This is a genomic window from Streptomyces sparsogenes (genome assembly GCF_001704635.1).
GTDB lineage: Bacteria > Actinomycetota > Actinomycetes > Streptomycetales > Streptomycetaceae > Streptomyces > Streptomyces sparsogenes.
On sequence record NZ_MAXF01000018.1, the window covers coordinates 13307 to 35225 of the forward strand.

Below are 21919 nucleotides of genomic sequence, written 5' to 3' on the forward strand. Positions count from 1 at the left end.
CCGTCACTGTCCCATGTCGGCTCACCGTCCGCCGCGTTGGGCCGCGTCCGGGCCCGCGCCGGGGCTCATGAGGGCGCCGCGTCGGCCCTCGGGTCCGACATCCCGCGCGCGATCGCGTGCAGGATGGCCCCATGCGTATCGCGATCACCGGCTCCTCCGGGCTCATCGGCACGGCTCTGGTCCGCTCCCTGCGGGCGGACGGCCACGAGGTGGTGCGGCTGGTGCGGCGCGCGCCGGGGGCGGAGGACGAGGTCCGGTGGGATCCGCGACGGCAGTGGGTGGCCGCGGAAGGGCTCGTGGGCTGCGAGGCGGTGGTGCACCTCGCGGGCGCGGGCATCGGGGACCACCGCTGGACCGACGCCTACAAGAAGGAGTTGCGGGACAGCCGGGTGCTGGGCACCACCGCCGTCGCCGAGGCCGTGGCCTCGCTGGACACTCCGCCACGGGTGCTGGTGAGCGGCAGCGCGATCGGCTTCTACGGCGACACGGGGGCGCGCGCGGTGGACGAGAGCGCGCCCCCCGGCGACGGCTTCCTCGCGGATCTGTGCCAGGACTGGGAGGAGGCGGCCGCTCCGGCCCAGGAGGCGGGCGTACGGACCGTGTTCGCCCGCACGGGGCTGGTGGTGGCCGGGGAGGGCGGGGCCTGGGGGCGGCTCTTCCCGCTCTTCCGGCTCGGCCTGGGCGGCCGGATGGGCAGCGGCCGCCAGTACTGGAGCTTCATCGCCCTGGAGGACCACATCGCCGCCCTGCGCCATCTGCTGGTCACCGATCTCGCGGGCCCGGTCAACCTCACCGCGCCCGAGCCCGTCACCAACCGGGAGGTGACCGCCGCCATGGGCCAGGTGCTGGGTCGCCCGACGCTGCTCTCCGTCCCCGCGCCCGCGCTGCGGCTCGCGCTGGGCGAGCTGTCCAACGACGTGCTCGGCAGTGTCCGGGCGGTGCCCCGGCGGCTGTTGGACTCGGGGTTCTCCTTCGCCCACCCGACGATCGAGCAGGCGCTGCGGGCCGCCCTCGCCGAGCGCGGCGGCCGGCGCTGACGCCGAGGCGGCGATGGTCGGCGGCGTTTCGCAGGAGTGCTTTTCAGCAGTGCATTTAGTCATGCTTTGGCGTCGTCCGGGAAAATGTGCGACCGCTGTGCGCCCATGCTCGGTCGATGCGCGTCTGGCATCGACCGTTTTTGTCCGTACTGTCGTGACGGGCCCAGGAACCCGAGATGCGGAATTTACGCATCCGGGCTGCCGGTCGGGGGCATCAGGCCCCTTAGCTACGCACCGACCTCGGGGAGGGCACGTGCTCACCAGCGCGCACCGCACGGACGTCGTCATCGTGGGAGCCGGCCTGGCGGGGCTGGCCGCCGCCCACCAACTGACCAGCGCGGGGGTGACGGTCACCGTGCTGGAAGCCGCGCCCCGCGTGGGCGGACGGATGACCACCGACCTGGTCGACGGCTTCCGGCTGGACCGCAGCGGCCAACTGGTCAACACCTCCTTCCCGGAGCTGCGGCACACCCCCGGGCTCGGCGAACTGGTGCTGCGCCCCTTCTCCCACGGGGTGCTGGTGCGCGCCGACGGCCGCACCCACCGGGTCACTTCGGCCGGCGGGTCCGGCGGCCGGGGCACGAGGGGCGCACTGACCACGGCACGCGCCCTCGCCAGCGCCGCCCGTGCGCCCCTGGGCAGCGCGCTCGACCAGGCGCGGCTCGGAGCCGCCCTCGGCAGGCTCGCCGCCCTGCCCGCCGAGCGCCTCCTCACCCGCCCGGACCGGCCCGTCGCGGAGACCCTGACCGGGCGCGGGCTGCCCGCCCGTACGGTCGAGGGCTTTCTGCGCCCGCTGCTCGTGTCGCTGCTCAGCGACCCGGAGTTGACCACCTCCAGCCGCTGCGCCGACCTGGTGCTGCGCGGCTACGCGCGGGGCCGGCTGTGCCTGCCCGCGGGCGGCGCCTCGGCCGTGCCGGAACTGCTGGCCGCGGCCCTGCCCCCGGGCACGGTCCGCACCGGGGTGCGCGCCGTGACGGCCTCCACCACCGCGGTGGCCACCGCCGAGCACGGCGAGATCGCCTGCCGCTCGGTGCTGGTGGCCACCGGCGCCCGCGCCGCCGCGGACCTGCTTCCCGGGCTGCGGCTGCCGTCCTTCCACCCGGTCACCGTGTTGCACCACACCGCGGACCGCTCGCCGCTGCGCGAACCCGCACTGGTGCTCACCGCCGGGGACCGCGGCCCGGTCGCCCACACCGCCGTCGCCAGCGAGGTCGATCCCTCGCGCACCCCGCCCGGCCGGGTGCTCATCACCTCCACGGTCCTCGGCCCCGCCGCCGGCCTGCCGACCGCCGAGCTGGACCGGGCCGCCAGGGCCCAACTGGCCGCGGTCTACGGCACCTCCACGGTCGGCTGGGACCTGCTGGCCGCCCGCCACGACCCGTACGCGGTGCCCGCCATGCCCGCCCCCCACGACCTGCGGCGACCGGTCCGGCTGCTGTCCGGGCTGTATGTGTGCGGCGACCACCGCGACTCCAGCACCGTGCAGGGCGCCCTCGCCTCCGGCCGCCGCGCCGCCCGCGCGATCCTCCACGACCTCGGCGCCCTCCCGGCCGAGCCCTCGGCCCAGGACGCGGCGGCGGCCTGATCCCCGACCCCGGCCCGACCCCCGACCCCGGCCGGTGGGCCGGACCGGGCGGGGGTCAGCCGCGGCCGGCCCGCGCCCGGTCCCCGGGCGGCCCCACCGCCGCCAGGGCCGTGCCCGCCAGGAAGCAGCCGGCGCCGACCGCGACCGACAGCCGCATCCCCGCGTAGAAGCCGCCGGACGCCGCGAGGAGCGTGCCGAACAGCGCCACCCCGATCGCGCTGCCCAGCTGCCGCGCCGCGTTGAACGCCCCGGACGCCGCGCCGCGCACCTCCTCCGGTGCCGCCTCCATCGCCGCGACGGTCGCCGAGGGCATGGCGAGCGACGTCCCGAAGCCGGCCGCCAGCAGGGCCGGGAGGAGCAGCCCGTACGGCGTGTGGGGCCCGGCCGCGCACCAGCCCAGCAGCCCCGCGGCGCCGATCAGCAGCCCGGCCACGACCGGGGCGCGGGTGCCGACGCGCGCGGCCAGCCGCCCGGACAGCGGGGAGCCGAGCGCCGCCATCGCCCCCATGGGCAGCAGCGCCAGGCCCGTCCCCAGCGGGTCGAAGCCCCGGTGCCACTGGAAGTAGACGGTGGTGAGGAACAGCAGTCCGTAGAAGCCCAGGTTGAGCAGGACGCCCACGGCCAGGCAGGCCGGGAAGCGGAAGCCGGCGAACAGCCGCGGCGGCAGCGCGGGGGCCGCCGCCCGCCGCTCCAGCCTCCAGAACAGCGCGCCCGCGAGCGGGGCGGCCGCCAGGCAGCCCAGGACCAGCGGGTCGCCCCAGCCGCGGCCCCCCGCCTCGTTGAGCCCGGCCGTCAGGGCGGCGACCCCGGCGGCGGCGCAGAGCTGGGCCGCCACGTCGAGCGGCCGGCGCTCCCGGCCCCCGGAGACCTTCGGCGCGGGCACCCGGCGGCGGGTGAGGACCACGGCGAACACGCCGACCGGGATGTTGAGGAAGAAGACCGCACGCCAATCGACGCCCCACACCAGCAGCCCGCCGAGCACCGGACCCGCCGCGGCGGCGCTCCCGGCGATCCCGCCCCACACGCCGAACGCCCGGGCGCGGGCGGCCGGTTCGGGGTGCAGCTCGCCGAGCAGCGCGAGCGAGGCGGGCACCATCATCGCCGCCCCGGCCCCCTGCGCCAGCCGCGCGCCGACCAGCACCGCGGCCGTCGGGGCCAGGGCGCAGCCGGCCGAGGCGGCCGTGAACACGCCGAGACCGGCCAGGAAGACCCTCCGGTGCCCCAGCCGGTCCCCCAGGCCGCCGCAGAGCAGCAGCAGCCCGGCGAACGCCAGGGTGTACCCGTCCACCACCCACTGGAGGACGCCGTGGCCCGCGCCGAGGTCCGCGGCGATCCGCGGGACGGCCACGGTGACGACGGTGACGTCGAGGATGACCAGGAAGTACCCGAGACAGATCGCGAGCAGCGGCAGTCTGCGCACCTCGGGCGGGCCCGCGGTGGGGCGGGCGGAGCGGGGCGGGCGGGGGGATCGGAGATCGGATGGGGTCATGCCTCCAGAGTCCCCGCGGGTCCCTTCGGTCCCCGCCGAATCGTGCCCGTCCGCATCGGGGCCCGCCCTCGCGCCCCGCCCGCGCGCCCACGCTTCGCCCGGCGCCGAAGCGACCCCGTCCTACGGTGGGGGCATGGCCTCCCCCGACGCCCCCGACCCCGGCCCCGCCCGCGACGCGGACATCGCCCGGGCCGCCGCCGCGATCGCCGACCCCTCCCGCGCCCGCGTCCTGCGGGCCCTCGCCGAGGGGCGGGCGCTGCCCGCGAGCGTGCTGGCGGCGGAGGCGGGGGTCAGCGCCTCCACGGTGAGCGGGCATCTGGCGCTGCTGCTGGAGTCCGGCGTGGTCCGGGTCGAGCCGCACGGCCGCCACCGCTACTACCGGCTGGCGGGCCCCGCCGTCGCCGAGGCGCTCGAGGCCCTGGCCCGGATCTCCCCGCCGCTGCCCGTCACCTCGCTGCGCGAGGCCGGCCACGCGCACGCCCTGCGCCGCGCGCGCACCTGCTACGACCATGTCGCGGGCCGCTTGGGCGTGACGCTGATGGCGGCCCTGCTGGAGCGGGGCTGTCTGGAAGGCGGCGACGGCCGCTTCGACCCGGGGACGGCGCAGCGCGACCGGCTGTCCGCCCCGGGGCAGGACGTCACCTACCGGCTGACCGCGTCGGGTCGCGAGGAACTGGCGGCCTTCGGCGTGGACGCGGACCGGCTCCGGGGGCGGCGCCCGCTGATCCGCTACTGCGTGGACTGGACCGAGCAGCGCCACCACCTGGCCGGCGCCCTCGGCGCCGCGCTCACCGACCGGCTGTTCGAGCGCGACTGGATCCGCCGGGGCACCCGCCGCCGGGTGGTCCTGCTGACCGACGCGGGCCGGACGGGCCTCGAGCGCGTCTTCGGCGTGCGCCCGCCCTGGGACTGAGCCGGTCCGGCGCCGGCCCCGCCCCCAGCCCCCGGCCGGCGCCCGCCCTACCCGTACACCCGCCCCGCCCCGGCGCCCGTCCTGTCCCAACGCCGGCCGGGGCCCGCCCTACCCCAACGCCGCCACCCGGTCCCGGTACCCCCGCACCGCCGCCGCGTCGCGATACGGCTCCAGCCGTCGCTCGAAGTCGCGCACGTAGTCCGCGGCCCGCGCCGAACGCATCTCCGCCGCCTGCTGCGCCGCCTCCGCGCCCAGCGCGCACGCCTGCTCCAGCTCGCCGAGGCCCAGCCGCGCCGTCGCCAGCACCACACGGCAGAACAGCCTGCTGCGCGCGTACGCCTTGCCGCGCAGCTGTAGGGAGCGCTCGGCGTGCTGCGCCGCGGCGCGGTACTGCTGGAGATCGCGGTGGCAGTGGCCGAACTCGTCGGCCAGCTGGGCCTCGTCGAAGAACCGCGTCCAGTACGGCGCCTCGTCCCCCGGCCGGGCGGTCTCCAGCGCCCGCTCGGCGCGGGCCAGCGAGGCGGTGCAGGCCCGGACCTCGCCGAGCACGGCATGGCCCCGGGCCTCCACCGCGTGCAGCAGCGACTGGAGGACGGGCGGGGCGCCGCCGCCGACGCCCTGCTGGGCCACCCGGGCCAGCTGGACGGCCTCCCGCCCGTGGCCCAGGTAGACGGCCTGGCGGCTCATCGTCACCAGCACATAGCTGCCGTACGGCCGGTCCCCGGCGGCCTGCGCGAGCCGCAGCGCCTGGACGAAGTACCGCTGGGCCAGGCCGTGGGCGGCGATGTCGTACGAGGTCCAGCCCGCCAGCCGGGTCAGATCGGCGATCGCGGAGAACAGCCGCCGCCCGATGGTCTCGCCGTAGGTGCCGCGCAGCATCGGCTCGCCCTCGTGCTCGAGATAGCGCACCAGCGCCTGCCGGGCGTGGCCGCCGCCGTAGGTCTGGTCCAGCGAGCGGAACAGCTCGCCCACCGAGCGCAGCGCGGCGATGTCCCCGGCCGTGACCCGGTGGCCCGGCCCGCGCTGCCAGCGGTCGGCCTGCCGCTGCCGGGGCAGCGGCGGGCAGGCGGAGGGCGCGGCGGCCCGGCCGGGTGCGCCGGGGGCCCGCCCGGCGCCCGGGGCCGGGGCGGCCGGTTCGCCGCGCGCCACCTTGTCGTCGGGCCGGCCGATCAGCCAGTCGCGGCTGGGGACCACCAGGCCCGCCGGGGTGAAGGCGATCTTCCGCAGCTCCGCCTGGCTGCCGGAGTCCTTGCGCCACAGCCCGCTGACGATGTCCACGGCCTCCTGCGGGGTGGCCGCGAACTCCAGCCCGGCGTAGACCGGCGCACAGGCGTCGAGGCCCAGGTCCTGTGCCGTCAGCCGGCGCCCCAGGCGCCGGGTGAAGACCTCGGCGATCAGCGCCGGGGTGGTGCCGCGCGGCTGCTGTCCGCGCAGCCAGCGGGTCACCGATGTCTTGTCGTACCGCAGGTCCAAGCCGTGCTCCAGGCCGAGCTGGTCGACCCGCCGGGCGAGCCCGGCGTTCGAGAAGCCAGCCTCCGCGATGAGCGCGGCGAGCTGACGGTTGGGAATGCGCTGCGGGGGTCGTTCCGTCATCAGCCTGCCGGTCTCCCTGATCGTTTCGTGGAAACGGCGCGAATGTAGTAGCCGGTGGGGCGCCGATCGGCGCGGTCGCCCGGCATTCATCCGATCGTGTGAGGGACCGCCCGGGAGCGGGCGGCAGCCGATCCGGATGCCGGGGCCGGATCCGCCGGACGTACAGTGGCGGGGGCGCCCCGGGTGGGGCGCCGGAGCGCTGTACGAGGTCCGAAGGGATTGCCGCCGTGAGTGAGCTGCGCTTTGTCCATCTGGGTTTCGGGGCTGACGCCGTCGAGTACCAGGAGGCGTGGCAGGAGCAACGGCGGGTGCACGCCGCCCGCTTCGCGGACGAGGTGCCGGACACCTGCCTGCTGCTCGAGCACCCCCCGGTCTACACCGCCGGCCGGCGCACGGCCGACGACGAGCGCCCCCTGGACGGCACCCCGGTCGTGGACGTGGACCGCGGCGGCAAGATCACCTGGCATGGCCCGGGCCAGCTCGTCGGCTATCCGATCCTCAAGCTGCCGCGCCCGGTGGACGTCGTGGCCCACGTACGCCGTCTGGAGGAGGCGCTGCTGCTCACCTGTGCGGAGTTCGGCCTGGAGGCCACCCGGGTCGAGGGCCGCAGCGGGGTGTGGGTGCTGGGCGATCCGCTGGAGGAGCGCCGGGCGCTGGGCGGGCTGAACCTGGACTTCGACCCGCGCCTCGCCGACGAGGAGTTCGACCCGCGGCTGAGCGGCCCGGAGTACGCCCCGTCCAACGCCGGCCAGCGCCGCGAGGACCGCAAGCTCGCCCAGATCGGGGTGCGGGTCGCCAAGGGCGTGACCATGCACGGCTTCTCGCTGAACGTCAATCCCGACACCACCTGGTTCGACCGGATCGTGCCGTGCGGGATCCGCGACGCGGGGGTGACCTCGCTCTCGGAGGAGCTGGGCCGCGAGATCACCGTGGCGGAGGTGCTCCCCGTGATCGAGAAGCATCTGCGGGCGGTCCTGGAGTCCTCCGTACCGCTGCCGCGCGCGGTCTGACGGCCGCGCCCGGTTCCGCGACGCCCGGGGAAGGGGCCCTGGGGGTCAGCGGTTGCCCTGGGCGCAAGGACGTACGAATGACGGGCGTACCCTGGGGTTCGCCGAAGATTCGATGCCCCGTCGGCCCCGCCGATCGCATCTCACGAAGCTCGCCAAGCACTAAGGAGTGCCGGACGTGTCCGCAGTCGCACCCGACGGACGCAAAATGCTGCGCCTTGAGGTCCGGAACAGCCAGACGCCCATCGAGCGCAAGCCCGAGTGGATCAAGACCCGCGCGAAGATGGGTCCCGAGTACACCGAGCTGCAGGGCCTGGTGAAGCGCGAGGGCCTGCACACCGTGTGCCAGGAGGCGGGCTGTCCGAACATCTACGAATGCTGGGAGGACCGCGAGGCGACGTTCCTGATCGGCGGCGACCAGTGCACCCGGCGCTGTGACTTCTGCCAGATCGACACCGGCAAGCCGCAGGCCCTGGACCGGGACGAGCCGCGCCGGGTGGCCGAATCCGTACAGGCGATGGAGCTGAAGTACGCGACGGTCACCGGGGTCGCCCGCGACGACCTCGAGGACGGCGGCGCCTGGCTCTACGCGGAGACCGTCCGGCAGATCCACGCGCTGATGCCGGACACCGGCGTCGAGCTGCTGATCCCGGACTTCAACGCGGTGCCCGAGCAGCTCGCCGAGGTCTTCTCCGCCCGCCCCGAGGTGCTCGCGCACAACGTGGAGACCGTCCCGCGGATCTTCAAGCGCATCCGCCCCGCCTTCCGCTACGAGCGCTCGCTCGAGGTGATCACCAAGGCGCGCGAGGCGGGCCTGGTCACCAAGTCCAATCTGATCCTGGGCATGGGCGAGGAGCGGGCGGAGATCAGCCAGGCGCTTCAGGACCTGTACGACGCGGGCTGCGAGCTGATCACCATCACCCAGTACCTGCGGCCGACCGTCCGGCACCACCCGGTGGACCGCTGGGTCAAGCCGCAGGAGTTCGTGGAGCTGAAGGAGGAGGCCGAGGAGATCGGCTTCGCCGGTGTCATGTCCGGCCCCCTCGTGCGCTCCTCCTACCGGGCGGGCAGGCTCTACCAGCAGGCGATCGAGAAGCGCGGCGCCGCGGTGGCCGCGCAGGCGGTGTGACCAACACGCTGTGTGAGTACGGGCACATCCCACCCGCCGCGCCTCGGGCGACCCCGCAGGTCAGAGGTGGGATGGGCGCCGTTTCAAGGCTTCATCGGTGTTTGACCGGCCGGTCACGCACTGGTAACACCTTTGGGTAACGATTAAGCCACGCAACGTTTTGCGTTCGCTTCGATCATCACGCCGCTCCCGAGGGGGACCCATGTCGGCCGCGCCTGTCCGTCCGCCGTCCGTCACCGACGCACTGCTCGTCCTGGAGGGTCTGCTGCTGGGCGGCGGTCAGCGCACCGCCCGCCGCAACGCCTGGACCGCGGTGCTGGAGGACCGGCGCCGCGCGAAGGACCGTCACGAGGCCGAGCACGTCCTGGAGGCCGTGTCCGCCGGGGCTTCCCAGGCCACGTAAACTTCGCTGTATGGCGAGGAAGGAAACATCCGAGAATCCGGGGCGACTGAAGCAGATCGCCCTGACCTACAAGATGACCAAGAAGGTCGACTCCAAGGTCGGTCTTGTCGTCGCCGCGGTGGGAATCGTCACTTTCGGTGTCTTCCTCGCCTTCGGCTTCTGGATCGACCACCCGATCTTCCTGGGCATCCTGGGCTTTGTCCTGGCCTTCCTCGCGATGGCGATCGTTTTCGGCCGCCGTGCCGAGCGGGCGGCCTTCGGACAGATGGAGGGTCAGCCGGGCGCGGCGGCGGCGGTGCTGGAGAACGTGGGCCGTGGCTGGTCGGTGACCCCCGCGGTGGCGATGAACCGCAACCAGGACGTCATCCACCGGGCCGTCGGCAAGGCGGGCATCGTGCTGGTCGCCGAGGGCAACCCGAACCGGCTGAAGTCCATGCTGGCCGCGGAGAAGAAGCGGATGGCGCGCATCGTCGCGGACGTGCCGGTCCACGATGTGATCGTGGGCACCGGCGAGGACCAGGTGCCGATCAAGAAGCTGCGCACCAAGCTGCTGAAGCTGCCGCGGGTGCTGCCCGGCGCGCAGGTGACGGTGGTCAACGACCGGCTGCGGGCGCTGGGTGACCTGATGAGCAACATGCCCATCCCGAAGGGCCCGATGCCCAAGGGGATGCGGATGCCGAAGGGCCGCTGAGGCTCCCGCGCATCACTGGGCGCGTACCGACCGCATACGACGGGGCGGTCCGGAATCCTCTTCCGGACCGCCCCGTCGTATGCGCGGCTCGTATGTCGCGGCTCGTACGTGGGCCTCGTATGCGCGGCGGCCTCAGATCCGGATCTGCACCGAGCCGGAGAGCCGGTCGTGCAGACCGCGCGTGTCGCGGTCCCAGACCACGGCGGGGATCACGATCAGCAGCAGCACGCTGCGCAGCACCACCCGGGGCAGGCCCAGCCGGCCGCCGCGCTCGGAGATCACCCGCAGCTTGAGCAGCAGCTTGCCGGGCGTGCAGCCGACCGTGCCGACGGTGACCACGCTCACCGCGAAGAAGACGACCAGCGCCCAGTTGCCCGTGGCCTGCGCCGTGCCGCCGGACAGCAGCGCGTAGGAGACGAGGAGGCACAGTGCCCAGTCGATGAGGAGCGCTCCCACGCGGCGCCCGATGGGCGCGATGGAGCCCGGCCCGCTCTCGGGCAGCCCCAGTCCCTGGCCTCGGTAGCCGAGGTCGACGCCCATGTCCTCGGCGGCCGCGCGCGGCCCGGAGAGCCATGATCCGATTGCTTGCCTGTTGTCCACCCGACCACGGTACTGCGACCGCATACGTTCCCCGTGGAGCGGGGCCCGCTTCCCGCCCGGCTCTCCCCCGTCGCGCCCCGTCGCGGCCCTTCACGGACCGCTCCCGGGCCTCGCCACCATCCCGCGCGCCCCGCGTACGCTGGTTAACCTGGGTGAAACAAATGGGTCATGCTTGGGAAATCCCGTCTGCCTAAGGTCGGCCACAGCGCGCCAGCCGCACATGAGCCGCGCGACCGAACAAACCCCCGTCCCCCGCGGCCGGGCTAGGAGGAGTTGGATGTTCCAGAACGCCGACGACGCTCGGAAGTTCATCTCGGACGAGGACGTCAAGTTCGTCGACGTCCGATTCTGCGACCTTCCCGGTGTGATGCAGCACTTCACGGTACCGGCCGGGGCGTTCGACCCGAACGAGGAGCTCGCCTTCGACGGCTCCTCGATCCGTGGTTTCCAGGCCATCCACGAGTCCGACATGGCGCTGCGTGCCGACCTGTCCACGGCGCGTGTCGACCCGTTCCGCCGGGACAAGACGCTCAACATCAACTTCTTCATCCACGACCCGATCACGGGTGAGCAGTACAGCCGCGACCCGCGGAACATCGCCAAGAAGGCCGAGGCCTACCTCGCCTCCACCGGCATCGCGGACACCGCCTACTTCGGCCCGGAGGCCGAGTTCTACGTCTTCGACAGCGTCCGCTTCGAGACCAAGTCGAACGAGGCGTTCTACCACATCGACTCCGAGGCGGGCGCCTGGAACACCGGCGCGCTGGAGGACAACCGCGGCTACAAGGTCCGCTACAAGGGCGGCTACTTCCCGACCCCGCCGGTCGACCACTTCGCCGACCTGCGCGCCGAGATCAGCCTGGAGCTGGAGAAGGCCGGTCTCCAGGTCGAGCGCCAGCACCACGAGGTGGGCACCGCCGGCCAGGCCGAGATCAACTACAAGTTCAACACGCTGCTCGCCGCGGCCGACGATCTTCAGCTGTTCAAGTACATCGTCAAGAACGTGGCGTGGAAGAACGGCAAGACCGCGACCTTCATGCCGAAGCCGATCTTCGGTGACAACGGCTCGGGCATGCACGTCCACCAGTCGCTGTGGCAGGGCGGCGAGCCGCTCTTCTACGACGAGCAGGGCTACGCGGGCCTGTCGGACACCGCCCGCTACTACATCGGCGGCATCCTCAGGCACGCCCCGTCGCTGCTGGCCTTCACCAACCCGACGGTGAACTCGTACCACCGCCTGGTCCCGGGCTTCGAGGCCCCGGTCAACCTGGTGTACTCGCAGCGCAACCGCTCCGCCGCGATGCGCATCCCGATCACCGGTTCCAACCCGAAGGCCAAGCGCGTCGAGTTCCGCGCCCCGGACTCCTCCGGCAACCCGTACCTGGCCTTCTCCGCCCTCCTGCTGGCGGGTCTGGACGGCATCAAGAACAAGATCGAGCCGGCCGAGCCGATCGACAAGGACCTCTACGAGCTGGCCCCCGAGGAGCACGCGGGCGTGCCGCAGGTCCCGACCTCCCTCCCGGCCGTCCTCGACTCCCTCGAGGCCGACCACGAGTTCCTGCTCCAGGGTGATGTCTTCACCTCGGACCTGATCGAGACCTGGATCGACTACAAGCGCACCAACGAGATCGCTCCGCTGCAGCTGCGTCCGCACCCGCACGAGTTCGAGCTCTACTTCGACGTGTGATCGTCCCCGGTCCCCGGACCGGGCCGAGCCCCGCCACCGCCCCCAGGGCAGTGGCGGGGCTCGGTGTTTCAGCAGGTCAGGGACCTGTGATGAGCTGGGTGCTGGTGCCGCTCGAGGTGTTGAAGCCGGTGTTTCCGGCGTAGGTCGCGGTGACCGTGTAGGTGCCGGCGGGCAGGGTGTTGTCGGTGAAGACGGCGAAGCCGCTGCTGTCCAGGGGGGCGGAGCCGGTCACGGTGTTCGTGCCGTTGGTGACGGTGAAGTTGACCGTTCCCGTGGGGATCCCGGTCCCGGGAGGCACGGTTTGCACAAAGGCGATGTAGCTGACCGTCTGTCCCACGGTCGAGGGGTTCGGGAAGCTGGTGACCGTGGTCGTCGTGTTGGCCGCGTTCACCACCTGGGTGGTGGTCCCGGTCGAGGTGGTGAAGTTCGGGGTGTCGGGGTTGTAGACGGCGGTCACGGTGTGCGAGCCGGGGCCCAGGGTGCTGAGGGTCAGCGTGGCCACGCCGCCCGTCAGGGGCTGGGTGAACGTTCCTCCCCCGGTGCCGGCGATGGTGAAGGTGACCGTGCCGGTCGGCGTGCCCGACCCGGGGGTGTTGGAGGTGACCGTGGCGGTGAAGTTCACCGGCTGTCCGACCACCGACGGGTTCGGCAGGGAGACCACCGTGGTCGTCGTGGCCGACGGTCCCGGGGTCACCGTCTGGGTGTCGGAGCCGGCGGACGGCAGGAAGCTGGTGTCGCCGCTGTAGATCGCGGTGATGGCGTGGGTGCCGACGCCCAGGGTGTTGAGGGAGAGCGTGGCCACGCCGCCCGTCACGGGCTGGACGAAGGTTCCGCCTCCCACGCCGGTGATCACGAAGGTGACCGTGCCGGTGGGGGTGCCCGTGGCGGGGGCGATCGGCGTCACCGTGGCGGTGATGTTCACCGTCTGCCCCAGCTGTGAGGGATCGGGAGAGGAGACCACCGTGGTGGTCGTCTGTCCCTGGATGACGATCACGCTGTTGAAGCCAGTGGAGGACGTGAAGTTCGCGTCGCCGTTGTAGGTCGCGGTGACCGTGTGGACGCCGACGCCGAGGTTGGTGAAGGTCGCCGAGGCCGTGTTGCCCGTCAGGTTCACGGTCTGGGTGGGCGGGGTGGCCCCGGCGACGGTGAAGGTCACGGTGCCCGTGGGGGTGCCGGTTCCGAGGGGGATCACGGTGGCGGTGACGGTGACCGACTGGCCGCCGACCGCCGGATTCGGCGTGACCGTGACCAGGGTGATCGTGGGACTAGGCATGATGAGCCCTCCGTGCGAGGTGCTGTGGGTGAAGGTGGGCCGGGTGGTCGCCGCGCGGTGCCTTGAGCCGGGCGGAGCGGCGCTTCATGTGCTGGGGGGCTCATCACGGCGACTGACGCTGCGTCACACACGCGCCGCCGTCCCCCGGCAGATGGGAAAACCCACCGGTACGACTAGTAGGCGCGCCGTCAACACGGTTACGCCATAGAGATGACCTCGAATTGCCCTGAATGGCGCAGCGCTCTGCGGCTCGCGGAGCGCGGGCGGCACGCCCCGTGCGGCGCGCATTCGGCATATGAGCGCTGTCCCGCGCTTCGCAAGGTCTGCTGCCGAGATCCGTTTTCGCAGATCACCAGCGCTCCGCCGGGCCGCTGGTTCGGTGGCCGCTGTGCCATCCTGTTGGTGTGAGCGCCCTCACACTCGTCGGGGCGGTGCACAGGCGGGCCAGGAGGTGGAATGGCGCGATGGCCGGCCGAGGCGGCTTTGGTGTGGACATCACGCGACCGTGGAGGGGCCCGGAGGACAGGGCGTCCGGGGTCGGCCTCAGGCCGCCGGGAGCGGAGCACGCCGTGACGGAGCAGGCCATGGCGTTCGCCGCGGCGGCGCTGACGGCCGTGTACGTGCTGTCCGCGGACGGTGACGAGCTGCGGCTGACCGAGACGGCCGGCGGCCCGCGCGCGCTGTACGGGCTGCCGACCAGCTATCCCCTGGCGGGCCGCTCCCCCGTCGCCGACGCCTTCCGCACCGGGCGGCCCCAGTGGTCGACCTCCGCGAAGCTCGCCGTCTACGGGGAGAACGCCCAGCGGGCCCTCCCGGCCGACATGTCGCTGGGCGCGCTGCCGCTGGGCGCGGACGGCAGGCGGCTGGGCTGCCTGGTCGTGGTCCACCCGGGGCACGGCTTCGACGCCGAGCAGCGCAATTTCCTGGAGCTGTACGCCGACCAGATCGCCGCCCAGCTGAAGGCGGGCGCGCAGGTAGGCGGCGGGGCGCCGGGCCGGACCGGGCCGCTGTCGGTGCTCCGCTCGGCGCTCGACCACCTCCACGTCGGCTCGTTCACCCTGGTGCTGAACACCGGGCGGATCGACGCGGACGCGCAGCTGCTCGAGCTGGTGGACATCGCCCCGGACGCGTTCGACGGCCGGGTGGAGACCCTGCTGGCGCACACCGTGCCGGAGGACCTGCCCGCGCTGATGTCCATCGTCGAGCCTGGCCAGCTGAGCCTCGGCAGCCGCGACCTGGAGTTCCGCATCCGCCGGCCCGGCGGGGAGCTGCGCTGGCTGCGCCTGTGCTGCCGGATCCAGGGCGACGCCGTGGGCACCCCCGAGCGGCTGCTTGGCCTGGTGGCGGACGCCTCGTATCTGCGGCCCACCGCCGACGAGGTGTCCCGGGTCCAGCGGCTGTCCGCGGCGCTGGCCAACGCCATGACCGTGCGCGACGTCAGCCTGGTGGTGACCGTGGCGCTGCGTGAGCCGCTGGGGGCCGACCGGGTCGCGCTCGCCGAGCTGGAGGGCGACCGGCTGGTGATGACCGCCCTCGATCCGCCGGAGCCGGGCGCCTGGCCGGGGATATGGCGGTCGGAGTGGCGGTCCGAGTGGCCCGATGTGCCGATCCGCGCGCTGCCCACCCTGGAGACCGCGCTGCGCGAGGGCCGGATCTGCCTGCTGCCCCCGGGCGGCGGCCTGGAGCCGGGCCTCGCGGGGATGGCGGCCGGTGGTCTGGCCGTCCTGCCGCTCCCGGCGCAGGGCCGGGTCGTCGGGGTGTGCCTGGTCGGCTGGGAGGAGCCGCACGAGTTCTCCCCGGAGGAGCGGTCGCTGCTGACCGCGACGGCCGGCCTGGTGGGGCAGGCCCTGATGCGCGCCCACGCGTACGACGCCGAGCACGAACTGGCCACCATGCTGCAGCGCAGCCTGCTGCCCCGCAGGCTGCCCGCGCTCCCCGGCGGGGTGGCCGTGGCCCGCTATCTGCCCGCGATGAGCGGCCTGGAGGTGGGCGGCGACTGGTACGACGTGATCCCGCTGCCCAACGGCCATGTGGCGCTGGTGATCGGCGACGTCCAGGGGCACAGCGCCGGGGCCGCGACCATCATGGGGCAGATACGCACGGCCATCCGGGCGTACGCGGTGGAGGGCCACCCGCCCGACGTGGTCATCTGCCACTCCAACCGGCTGCTGGTCGGCATGGAGACGGAGCTGTTCGCCACCTGCGCCTATGTCGAGCTGGACATGGAGGAGGGCGACGCCTGGTTCGTCCGGGCCGGGCACCCGCCGCCGCTGCTGCGCCACCCGGACGGCTCCACCGAGGAGGTGGCGGTCGAGGGCGGGCCGCCGCTCGGGGTGCTCGCCGACGCGGAGTTCGCCCTGACGGCCGTCGGGCTGGCTCCGGGGACGGTGCTGGCCCTGCTGACGGACGGGCTGGTGGAGTCCGCGAGCGTGCCCCTGGAGGACGGCCTGCGGCGGGTGCGCGGGGCGCTCTCGGAGGCGGACCCGTCCGACGCCGGGCGGCTGGCCGACTCGCTGCTGGGCGACCTGAGCCGGCGCGACGACGACGTGGCCCTGCTGTTGCTGCGCTACGACGGGATGAAGGTCCGCCCGATCCGGGCCGGCTGGGCGGTGTGGCGGCTGCCCGACGCCGTGATGCACGCGCGCCGCTTCACCGCGCGCACGCTGCGCTCCTGGCGTGTGGCCGAGGAGGCCGACATGGTCCTGCTCGTGGTCTCCGAGCTGGTCACCAACGCCCTGGTGCACACCCAGGGCCCGGTGCGGCTGGACCTCACGCTGGCCGGGGACCGGCTGCGGGTCGCGGTGAGCGACTCGTCGCCGCGGGCGCCCGCCAAGCCGGTGCTGGTGGACTGGGAGTCCACCGGCGGCCGGGGCCTGCTGCTGGTCGAGGCCATGTCGGCGGCCTGGGGCTCGGTGCCGGTCAGCGGCGGCAAGCAGGTGTGGAGCGAGGTCGTCGTGACGACCCACCGGACCGACGACCCGGACCCCGGCACGGGCGGCAGCGCCGGTACGGACCCCGGCACGGTCGTGGCCGGATAGCCCGCGGCCCCGGCCGCCCGTACCGGCCCCGGGTGTGAGGAGGTGCTTCACGTCGTGAGGAGTCGTCCGCGCCGCGCCGCCGCTCTCGCGGTCGCGGCCACCCTGGCCCTCGCGCTGGGCGCCTGCGGCAGGGCAGCGGAGTCCGGCACCGCCGTCCGGCCCGCCTCCCCCACCGCGTCTGGCCGGCCGACGATCGGCCTGCTGGTGCCGGACAGCATCACTCCGCGCTGGGACAGATTCGACCGGCCCCTGATCGAGCGGCGGATCGGACAGCTCTGCCCCGCCTGCTCGGTGGTGTCCGTCAGCGCTCAGGGCGATGTGGCCCTCCAGCGGCAGCAGGTGGACTCAATGATCATCAAGCGGGTGAGCGCCCTGGTGCTGGTCCCGGTGGACGCCAAGGCGATGCGCCCCGCGGTCAAGAAGGCGCGGGAGGCCCACATCCCGGTGGTCTCGTACGACCGCCTCGCCCAGGGCCCCATCTCGGCCTATGTGTCCTTCGACGGCCAGGAGGTGGGCAGGCTCCAGGCGAAGGCGCTGCTGAAGGCCATCGGCCCCCGCCGCGCGCCGGGCGCCGGGATCGTCATGATGAACGGCGACCTGGCCGACCCCAACGGGGTGGCGTTCAAGAAGGGGGCGCTGTCCGTCCTCACCGGCAAGGTCAGGATCGAGAAGTCGTACGACACGGCCGGATGGCGGCCCGACAGCGCCTACACCAACATGGCCGGCGCCATCGCCGCCCTCGGTCCCCGGCACATCGACGGCGTCTACGCCGCCAACGACGGCCTCGCCTCCGGGGTGATCGCCGCCCTGCGGGCGAACGGCATCCGGCCGATCCCCCCGGTCACCGGGCAGGACGCCGAGTTGGCGGCGGTCCAGCGCATCGTCGAGGGCGTCCAGTACATGACCGTCTACAAGCCCTTCAAGCCCGAGGCGTACGCGGCCGCCGAGATGGCCGTCGCGCTGGCCCACGGCAGGGGCCCCGGCCCCATCGCCCGGGACCGGGTCCGCGGCGGCGTCCCGGCCGTGCTGCTCCGCCCGATTCCGCTGACCGTGCACAGCATCCGGAGGACGGTGGTCAAGGGCGGCATGTACACGATTCAGCAGATCTGCACCCCCAAGTACCGGCCGGCCTGCGAGCGGGCCGGGCTCGTGCCCTCGGCCGAACCCGCGCGGTGATCCGCGCGAGGGAGGTGGTGACCGTGTCGGATCCGCCGCTGCTGGCGTTGCGCGGCGTCTCCAAGCGCTTCGGCGCCGTCCACGCGCTCGACGACGTAGAGCTGGAGATCCACACCGGCGAGGTCGTCGCCCTGCTCGGGGACAACGGCGCCGGAAAGTCCACCCTCGTCAAGGTGATCGCCGGGGTGGACCCCGCCGATCGGGGCGTCATGGAGTGGGACGGCCGCGCGGTGCAGGTCAAGCGCCCGCACGACGCGCAGGCCCTGGGCATCGCGACCGTCTACCAGGACCTGGCGCTGTGCGAGAACCTCGATGTCGTCGGCAACGTCTTCCTCGGCCGCGAGGTGCGCAGGGTCGGCATCCTGGACGAGGTGGAGATGGAGCGCCGCACCCTGGGCCTGCTGGCGGCCCTGTCCATCCGCGTCCCCGATGTGCGCCTCCCGGTGGCCACCCTGTCCGGCGGACAGCGGCAGACCGTCGCGATCTCCCGCTCGCTGCTGGGCGAGCCCAGGCTGCTGCTGCTGGACGAGCCCACCGCCTCCCTGGGCGTCGAGCAGACCGCCCAGGTGCTCGACCTGGTGGAGCGGCTGCGCGACCGCGGTCTGGGGGTGCTGCTGATCAGCCACAACATGGGCGATGTGAAGGCCGTCGCGGACCATGCCGCGGTGTTGCGCCTGGGCCGCAACAACGGCTTCTTCGACGTGACCACCACGTCCCAGGAACAGATCATCTCCTCCATCACCGGCGCCACCTCCCACGCCCGCCGCCCGCCCCGCACCGGGGAGGCGGGGCCGTGACGGGCCGCGCCTCCACGGCGCCCGGCCGGCGCGTCAAGCGCGCCCTCGGCCAGGCCTGGGAGCGGCTGAGCCAGGGCGAGTCCGGCTCGCTGCCGGTGGTCCTGGGCCTGGTGCTGCTCTGGGCCGTCTTCCAGGGGCTGAACGGCAACTTCTTCTCCCCGCGCAATCTGTCCAATCTGAGCGTGGACATCGTGGGCACCGGCCTGATCGCGGTCGGCATCGTCTTCGTGCTGCTCATCGGGGAGATCGATCTGTCGGTCGGCTCGGTCAGCGCACTGGCGGCGGCCGTCTTCGCCGTACTGAACGTCAACGAGGGCCTGCCGGAGTGGCTCGCCCTGGTGATCGCGGTGCTCGCGGGCGCGCTGATCGGCGCCCTGCACGGGTTCTTCTTCGCCCGGTTCGGCGTACCGGCCTTCGTGGTCACCCTGGCCGGGCTGCTGGCCTGGAACGGCCTGACCCTCTACCTGCTCGGCCAGAGCGGCACCATCAACCTCGACGACCAGGGCCTGGTCGCCAAGCTGACCAGCTACTACTTCCACGACATCGCCGCCGCCTACGGCCTCGCGGCGCTCGGCGCGGCCGTCTTCTTCCTGGCCGCCTGCCGCGACCGGCGGCGCCGCAAGGCCGCCGCGATGCCGTACCGGCCGCTCCGGGAGATCGCGGTGCGCACCGGGCTGATCGCGGCGGTGGCGTTCGCGGCCGCCTATGTGCTCAACCAGTTCCAGGGGCTGCCGCTGGCGCTGCTGATCTTCGTGGTCCTGGTCGCCGCCCTGGACGTGCTGCTGCGCCGCACGCCGTACGGCCGCAGGGTCTACGCGCTGGGCGGCGGGGTGGAGGCGGCGCGCCGGGCCGGGGTGCGGGTGGCGTGGGTGCGGGTGTCGGTGCTCACGGTGTCCGGCACGATGGCCGCGCTCGGCGGCCTGTTCCTGGCCTCGCGGATCACCTCGGTGGGCCAGCCCTCCACCTCCGGCATCCTCGTGCTGAACGCCATCGCGGCGGCCGTCATCGGCGGCACCAGCCTGTTCGGCGGCCACGGCAGGACCTGGTGCGCGGTGCTGGGCATGCTGGTCATCCAGTCGATCTCCTCCGGGATGGCGCTGCTGAGCATCCAGTCGGCCCTCCAGTTCATGATCACCGGCGGGGTGCTGCTGGCCGCCGTCGTCCTCGACTCGGTCTCCCGGCGCTCCCAGAAGTCCCGCGGCCGGGCCTGACCCCGGCGCCCGGGCCGGGCCGTGCCCCGTTCGGGTGGGATGAAGGCGGCCCGGGTGCACTACGAGACCTCGTGCGCGATGAGCGCCGAGCGGCGCACGCTGGGGCTGCTGCGCTGGTACATGGTGGACAAGGACATCGCCGACCAGCTGCGCTCGGGCACCATGGCGGCCTTCCTGCTCGACCGCTACCGCGCCATCGGCGCCCGGGTGGACGCCGCGACCGACCGGGCCGCCCACCGGGGGGCGCGGTTCGCGGTGCTGGGCGCGCTGGCCGGAGGGGCGGCCTCCGGGCTGGTGTGGGCGGCGCTGGCGCTGCTCCTGGGGTCGGGGCGGATGTCCGTGGCCTCGGCGGGGACCGCGTTCTTCGCGCTGCGCACGGTGGGCTCCTCGCTGCGCGGCGCGGTGGCGTACGGCACGCGGATGTTCCGTACCGGGCTGTATCTGGACGACTGGGCGGAGTTCATCGAGGAGGCGGGCGGCCACCGGATGCGGCGCGGCAGCCGGGCGGCGCCGGCTCCGGGGGTGGTGCGGGCCGAGTCGGTCGGCTACCGCTACCCGGAGTCGGACGCGCCGGCGCTTGACGAGGTGTCCATCGAGGTGCGGCGCGGCGAGGTGCTCGCCCTGGTCGGCGAGAACGGCTCCGGCAAGACCACGCTGAGCAAGCTGCTCACGGGTCTGTACCTGCCCACCAGCACCGCGGTGACCTGGGACGACGTCAAGACCCGGGACCTGGACCCGCAGGCGCTGTGGCGGCAGACCGCGGTGGTCCCGCAGGACTACGCCCACTGGCCGCTCACCGCCCGCGAGAACATCACCCTGGGCCAGCCGCACGGCGGGGACGAGGCGGTGCGGGAGGCCGCCGTGCGCTCGGGGGCGCAGGAGGTGGTGGACGGGCTGTGCAGCGGCCTTGACACCCTGCTGGCCCGGCAGTGGTGGGGCGGGGTGGAGCTGTCCGGCGGCCAGTGGCAGCGCATCGCGCTGGCGCGCGCCTTCCACCGGCCCGCCGGGCTGTTGGTGATGGACGAGCCCACCAGCGCCCTCGACGCCCGCGCCGAGCACCGCGTCTTCGCCGGGCTGCGGCGGCTGGCGGAGGACCGCGCGGTCGTCCTGGTCACCCATCGGCTGGCGAATGTGGCGGTGGCCGACCGCATCGTGGTGCTGGACCGCGGCCGGGTGATCCAGCAGGGCACCTTCGCCGAACTGGTCGCCTCGCCCGGGCTGTTCCGGGAGCTGTGGTCCCTGCAGAACGACCGGGGGGCCCGCCCCGGACCCGCGCGGCTGAGGCCGTCCGGCCTCAGCGGTCCCGGGCCGGCCCGGTGGCCGTGTCCACCCCGGTGGCCTGATCCGCCCCGGTGGCCGTGTCCGCCCCGGTGGCCTGGTCCGGTCCGGTGGCCGTGTCCGCCTCAGTGGCCGTGTCCGCCTCAGTGGCCTGGTCGGCCCCCGCCGTCCGGGCCGACTGGGCTGCCCTGGCCCGTGAGGCGGCTATCTCCGCGTAGGCCCGGTCGCGGCCCTCCCAGTGCGAGCCCTCGACCGACTTGCCGGGCTCCAGGTCCTTGTAGACCTCGAAGAAGTGGGTGATCTCCATGCGGTCGAACTCCGACACATCGCCGATGTCCCGCACCCCGGCGTAGCGCGGGTCGTGAGCGGGGACGCAGAGGATCTTCTCGTCCGGGCCCTTCTCGTCGCTCATGCAGAACATGCCGATGGCCCGGCACTCGATGACACACCCCGGGAACGTCGGCTCACCGACCGTGACCAGGGCGTCCAGCGGGTCGCCGTCGCGCCCCAGGGTGTGGTCGATATAGCCGTAGTCGGCCGGGTACTTGGTGGCGGTGAACAGCATCCGGTCCAGCCGGATCCGCCCCGACTCATGGTCCATCTCGTACTTGTTGCGGGATCCCTCGGGGATCTCCACGACCACATCGAACTCCATCGCGACCTCCTCCCCGCGCCGGCCGGCCGCGTCACCCGCGCGCCCGGCGCGCGCTTCCAGTGTGCGCCGGGTGTGGCGTACGGGCAGCTCGGGCCGGTGCGTTCACGTCGCGGCCCAGCCTGCGGTTGGCGAGCACGGAGACCGTGCGCCGGACCGCGGTGACCTCTTCGGTGTCGATCTCCGCCACCAGCAGCCCCGGGGTCGCCCCCAGCCGCTGCCGCACGGTCCCGTCGGGGCCGACGACGGCGCTGTGCCCGATGCCCGTGGGGGCCGTCGGGTCGGCCCCTTCGGCCGCGAGGGTGCCGGTCGCGGCCGGGTCGGCCTGGTCCACGGCGGCCAGCCATACGGTGGGGTGGC

Annotated in this window: 17 protein-coding genes and 2 pseudogenes; 13 read left to right on the forward strand and 6 right to left on the reverse strand. The window is 73.7% G+C overall.

Going from position 1 to position 21919, the window contains the following annotated elements:
* The first annotated feature begins 131 nt into the window (after positions 1-131).
* Positions 132-1037: a TIGR01777 family oxidoreductase gene (locus BBH68_RS02925; protein WP_065958654.1), complete on the forward strand. Its 906-nt coding sequence runs from the start codon at positions 132-134 to the stop codon at positions 1035-1037.
* Positions 1038-1290: 253 nt separating this feature from the next.
* Positions 1291-2622 (forward strand): NAD(P)/FAD-dependent oxidoreductase, encoded by a 1332-nt coding sequence (locus BBH68_RS02930; protein ID WP_065958655.1) that lies wholly within the window; start codon positions 1291-1293, stop codon positions 2620-2622.
* A gap of 55 nt (positions 2623-2677) precedes the next feature.
* On the opposite strand, the gene BBH68_RS02935 is transcribed toward BBH68_RS02930, so the two are convergent.
* The gene (locus BBH68_RS02935; RefSeq protein ID WP_065958656.1) at positions 2678-4111 is read right to left on the reverse strand and encodes an MFS transporter; all 1434 of its coding nucleotides are present in this window, start codon (positions 4109-4111) and stop codon (positions 2678-2680) included.
* Positions 4112-4244: 133 nt separating this feature from the next.
* Between BBH68_RS02935 and BBH68_RS02940 the strand changes: the two genes are divergently transcribed.
* Positions 4245-5024, forward strand: a complete 780-nt coding sequence (locus BBH68_RS02940) for an ArsR/SmtB family transcription factor (RefSeq protein WP_065958657.1) — start codon at positions 4245-4247, stop codon at positions 5022-5024.
* A 108-nt stretch (positions 5025-5132) separates the two neighbouring features.
* On the opposite strand, the gene BBH68_RS02945 is transcribed toward BBH68_RS02940, so the two are convergent.
* A complete protein-coding gene (locus BBH68_RS02945; RefSeq protein WP_065958658.1) occupies positions 5133-6617 on the reverse strand; it encodes an NsdA family TPR-like regulatory protein in 1485 nt (494 codons plus the stop codon).
* Positions 6618-6844: 227 nt separating this feature from the next.
* Here BBH68_RS02945 and lipB point away from each other — a divergent pair, with 227 nt between their 5' ends.
* From lipB to BBH68_RS02965, 4 genes are all read left to right on the forward strand, one after another.
* A complete protein-coding gene (gene lipB, locus BBH68_RS02950) occupies positions 6845-7627 on the forward strand; it encodes a lipoyl(octanoyl) transferase LipB (protein WP_065958659.1) in 783 nt (260 codons plus the stop codon).
* A 175-nt stretch (positions 7628-7802) separates the two neighbouring features.
* Positions 7803-8753 carry a lipoyl synthase gene (gene lipA / locus BBH68_RS02955; protein ID WP_065958660.1) on the forward strand — a complete coding sequence of 317 codons (951 nt, stop codon included), beginning with the start codon at positions 7803-7805 and terminating at the stop codon, positions 8751-8753.
* Between the two features lie 202 nt (positions 8754-8955).
* Positions 8956-9156 carry an SCO2195 family GlnR-regulated protein gene (locus BBH68_RS02960; protein ID WP_065958661.1) on the forward strand — a complete coding sequence of 67 codons (201 nt, stop codon included), beginning with the start codon at positions 8956-8958 and terminating at the stop codon, positions 9154-9156.
* Between the two features lie 10 nt (positions 9157-9166).
* Positions 9167-9847: a DUF4191 domain-containing protein gene (locus BBH68_RS02965; protein WP_065958662.1), complete on the forward strand. Its 681-nt coding sequence runs from the start codon at positions 9167-9169 to the stop codon at positions 9845-9847.
* Between the two features lie 132 nt (positions 9848-9979).
* Here the strand turns inward: BBH68_RS02965 and BBH68_RS02970 are convergent, their stop codons facing one another.
* Positions 9980-10447: an RDD family protein gene (locus tag BBH68_RS02970; RefSeq protein ID WP_076971034.1), complete on the reverse strand. Its 468-nt coding sequence runs from the start codon at positions 10445-10447 to the stop codon at positions 9980-9982.
* A 277-nt stretch (positions 10448-10724) separates the two neighbouring features.
* On the opposite strand from BBH68_RS02970, the gene glnA reads away from it, so the two are divergent.
* A complete protein-coding gene (gene glnA, locus BBH68_RS02975) occupies positions 10725-12134 on the forward strand; it encodes a type I glutamate--ammonia ligase (protein WP_065958664.1) in 1410 nt (469 codons plus the stop codon).
* Positions 12135-12210: 76 nt separating this feature from the next.
* On the opposite strand, the gene BBH68_RS02980 is transcribed toward glnA, so the two are convergent.
* Complete coding sequence (locus tag BBH68_RS02980; RefSeq protein WP_065958665.1) at positions 12211-13407, reverse strand: Ig-like domain-containing protein; 1197 nt, start codon at positions 13405-13407, stop codon at positions 12211-12213.
* A gap of 464 nt (positions 13408-13871) precedes the next feature.
* Here BBH68_RS02980 and BBH68_RS02985 point away from each other — a divergent pair, with 464 nt between their 5' ends.
* The 5 genes from BBH68_RS02985 to BBH68_RS38915 are packed head-to-tail and all read left to right on the forward strand — an operon-like array spanning position 13872 to position 21207.
* Entirely contained in the window at positions 13872-16445 is a 2574-nt protein-coding gene (locus BBH68_RS02985) for a SpoIIE family protein phosphatase (RefSeq protein ID WP_245737861.1), read from the forward strand.
* A 54-nt stretch (positions 16446-16499) separates the two neighbouring features.
* The gene (locus BBH68_RS02990; RefSeq protein WP_065958666.1) at positions 16500-17621 is read left to right on the forward strand and encodes a substrate-binding domain-containing protein; all 1122 of its coding nucleotides are present in this window, start codon (positions 16500-16502) and stop codon (positions 17619-17621) included.
* Between the two features lie 14 nt (positions 17622-17635).
* Positions 17636-18418 (forward strand): ATP-binding cassette domain-containing protein, encoded by a 783-nt coding sequence (locus BBH68_RS02995; RefSeq protein ID WP_065958671.1) that lies wholly within the window; start codon positions 17636-17638, stop codon positions 18416-18418.
* Positions 18415-19629 carry a sugar ABC transporter permease gene (locus tag BBH68_RS03000; protein WP_065958667.1) on the forward strand — a complete coding sequence of 405 codons (1215 nt, stop codon included), beginning with the start codon at positions 18415-18417 and terminating at the stop codon, positions 19627-19629. Before BBH68_RS02995 ends, BBH68_RS03000 begins: the two co-directional genes overlap by 4 nt.
* 54 nt (positions 19630-19683) lie before the next feature.
* Positions 19684-21207 (forward strand): ABC transporter ATP-binding protein, encoded by a 1524-nt coding sequence (locus tag BBH68_RS38915; protein WP_425428762.1) that lies wholly within the window; start codon positions 19684-19686, stop codon positions 21205-21207.
* Here BBH68_RS38915 and BBH68_RS03005 read toward each other — a convergent pair.
* Both BBH68_RS03005 and BBH68_RS03010 read right to left on the reverse strand, forming a co-directional pair.
* A pseudogene (locus BBH68_RS03005) lies at positions 21155-21562 on the reverse strand (inorganic diphosphatase); the annotation flags it as partial. The gene BBH68_RS38915 and the pseudogene BBH68_RS03005 overlap by 53 nt on opposite strands.
* A gap of 31 nt (positions 21563-21593) precedes the next feature.
* A pseudogene (locus BBH68_RS03010) lies at positions 21594-21919 on the reverse strand (hypothetical protein); the annotation flags it as partial.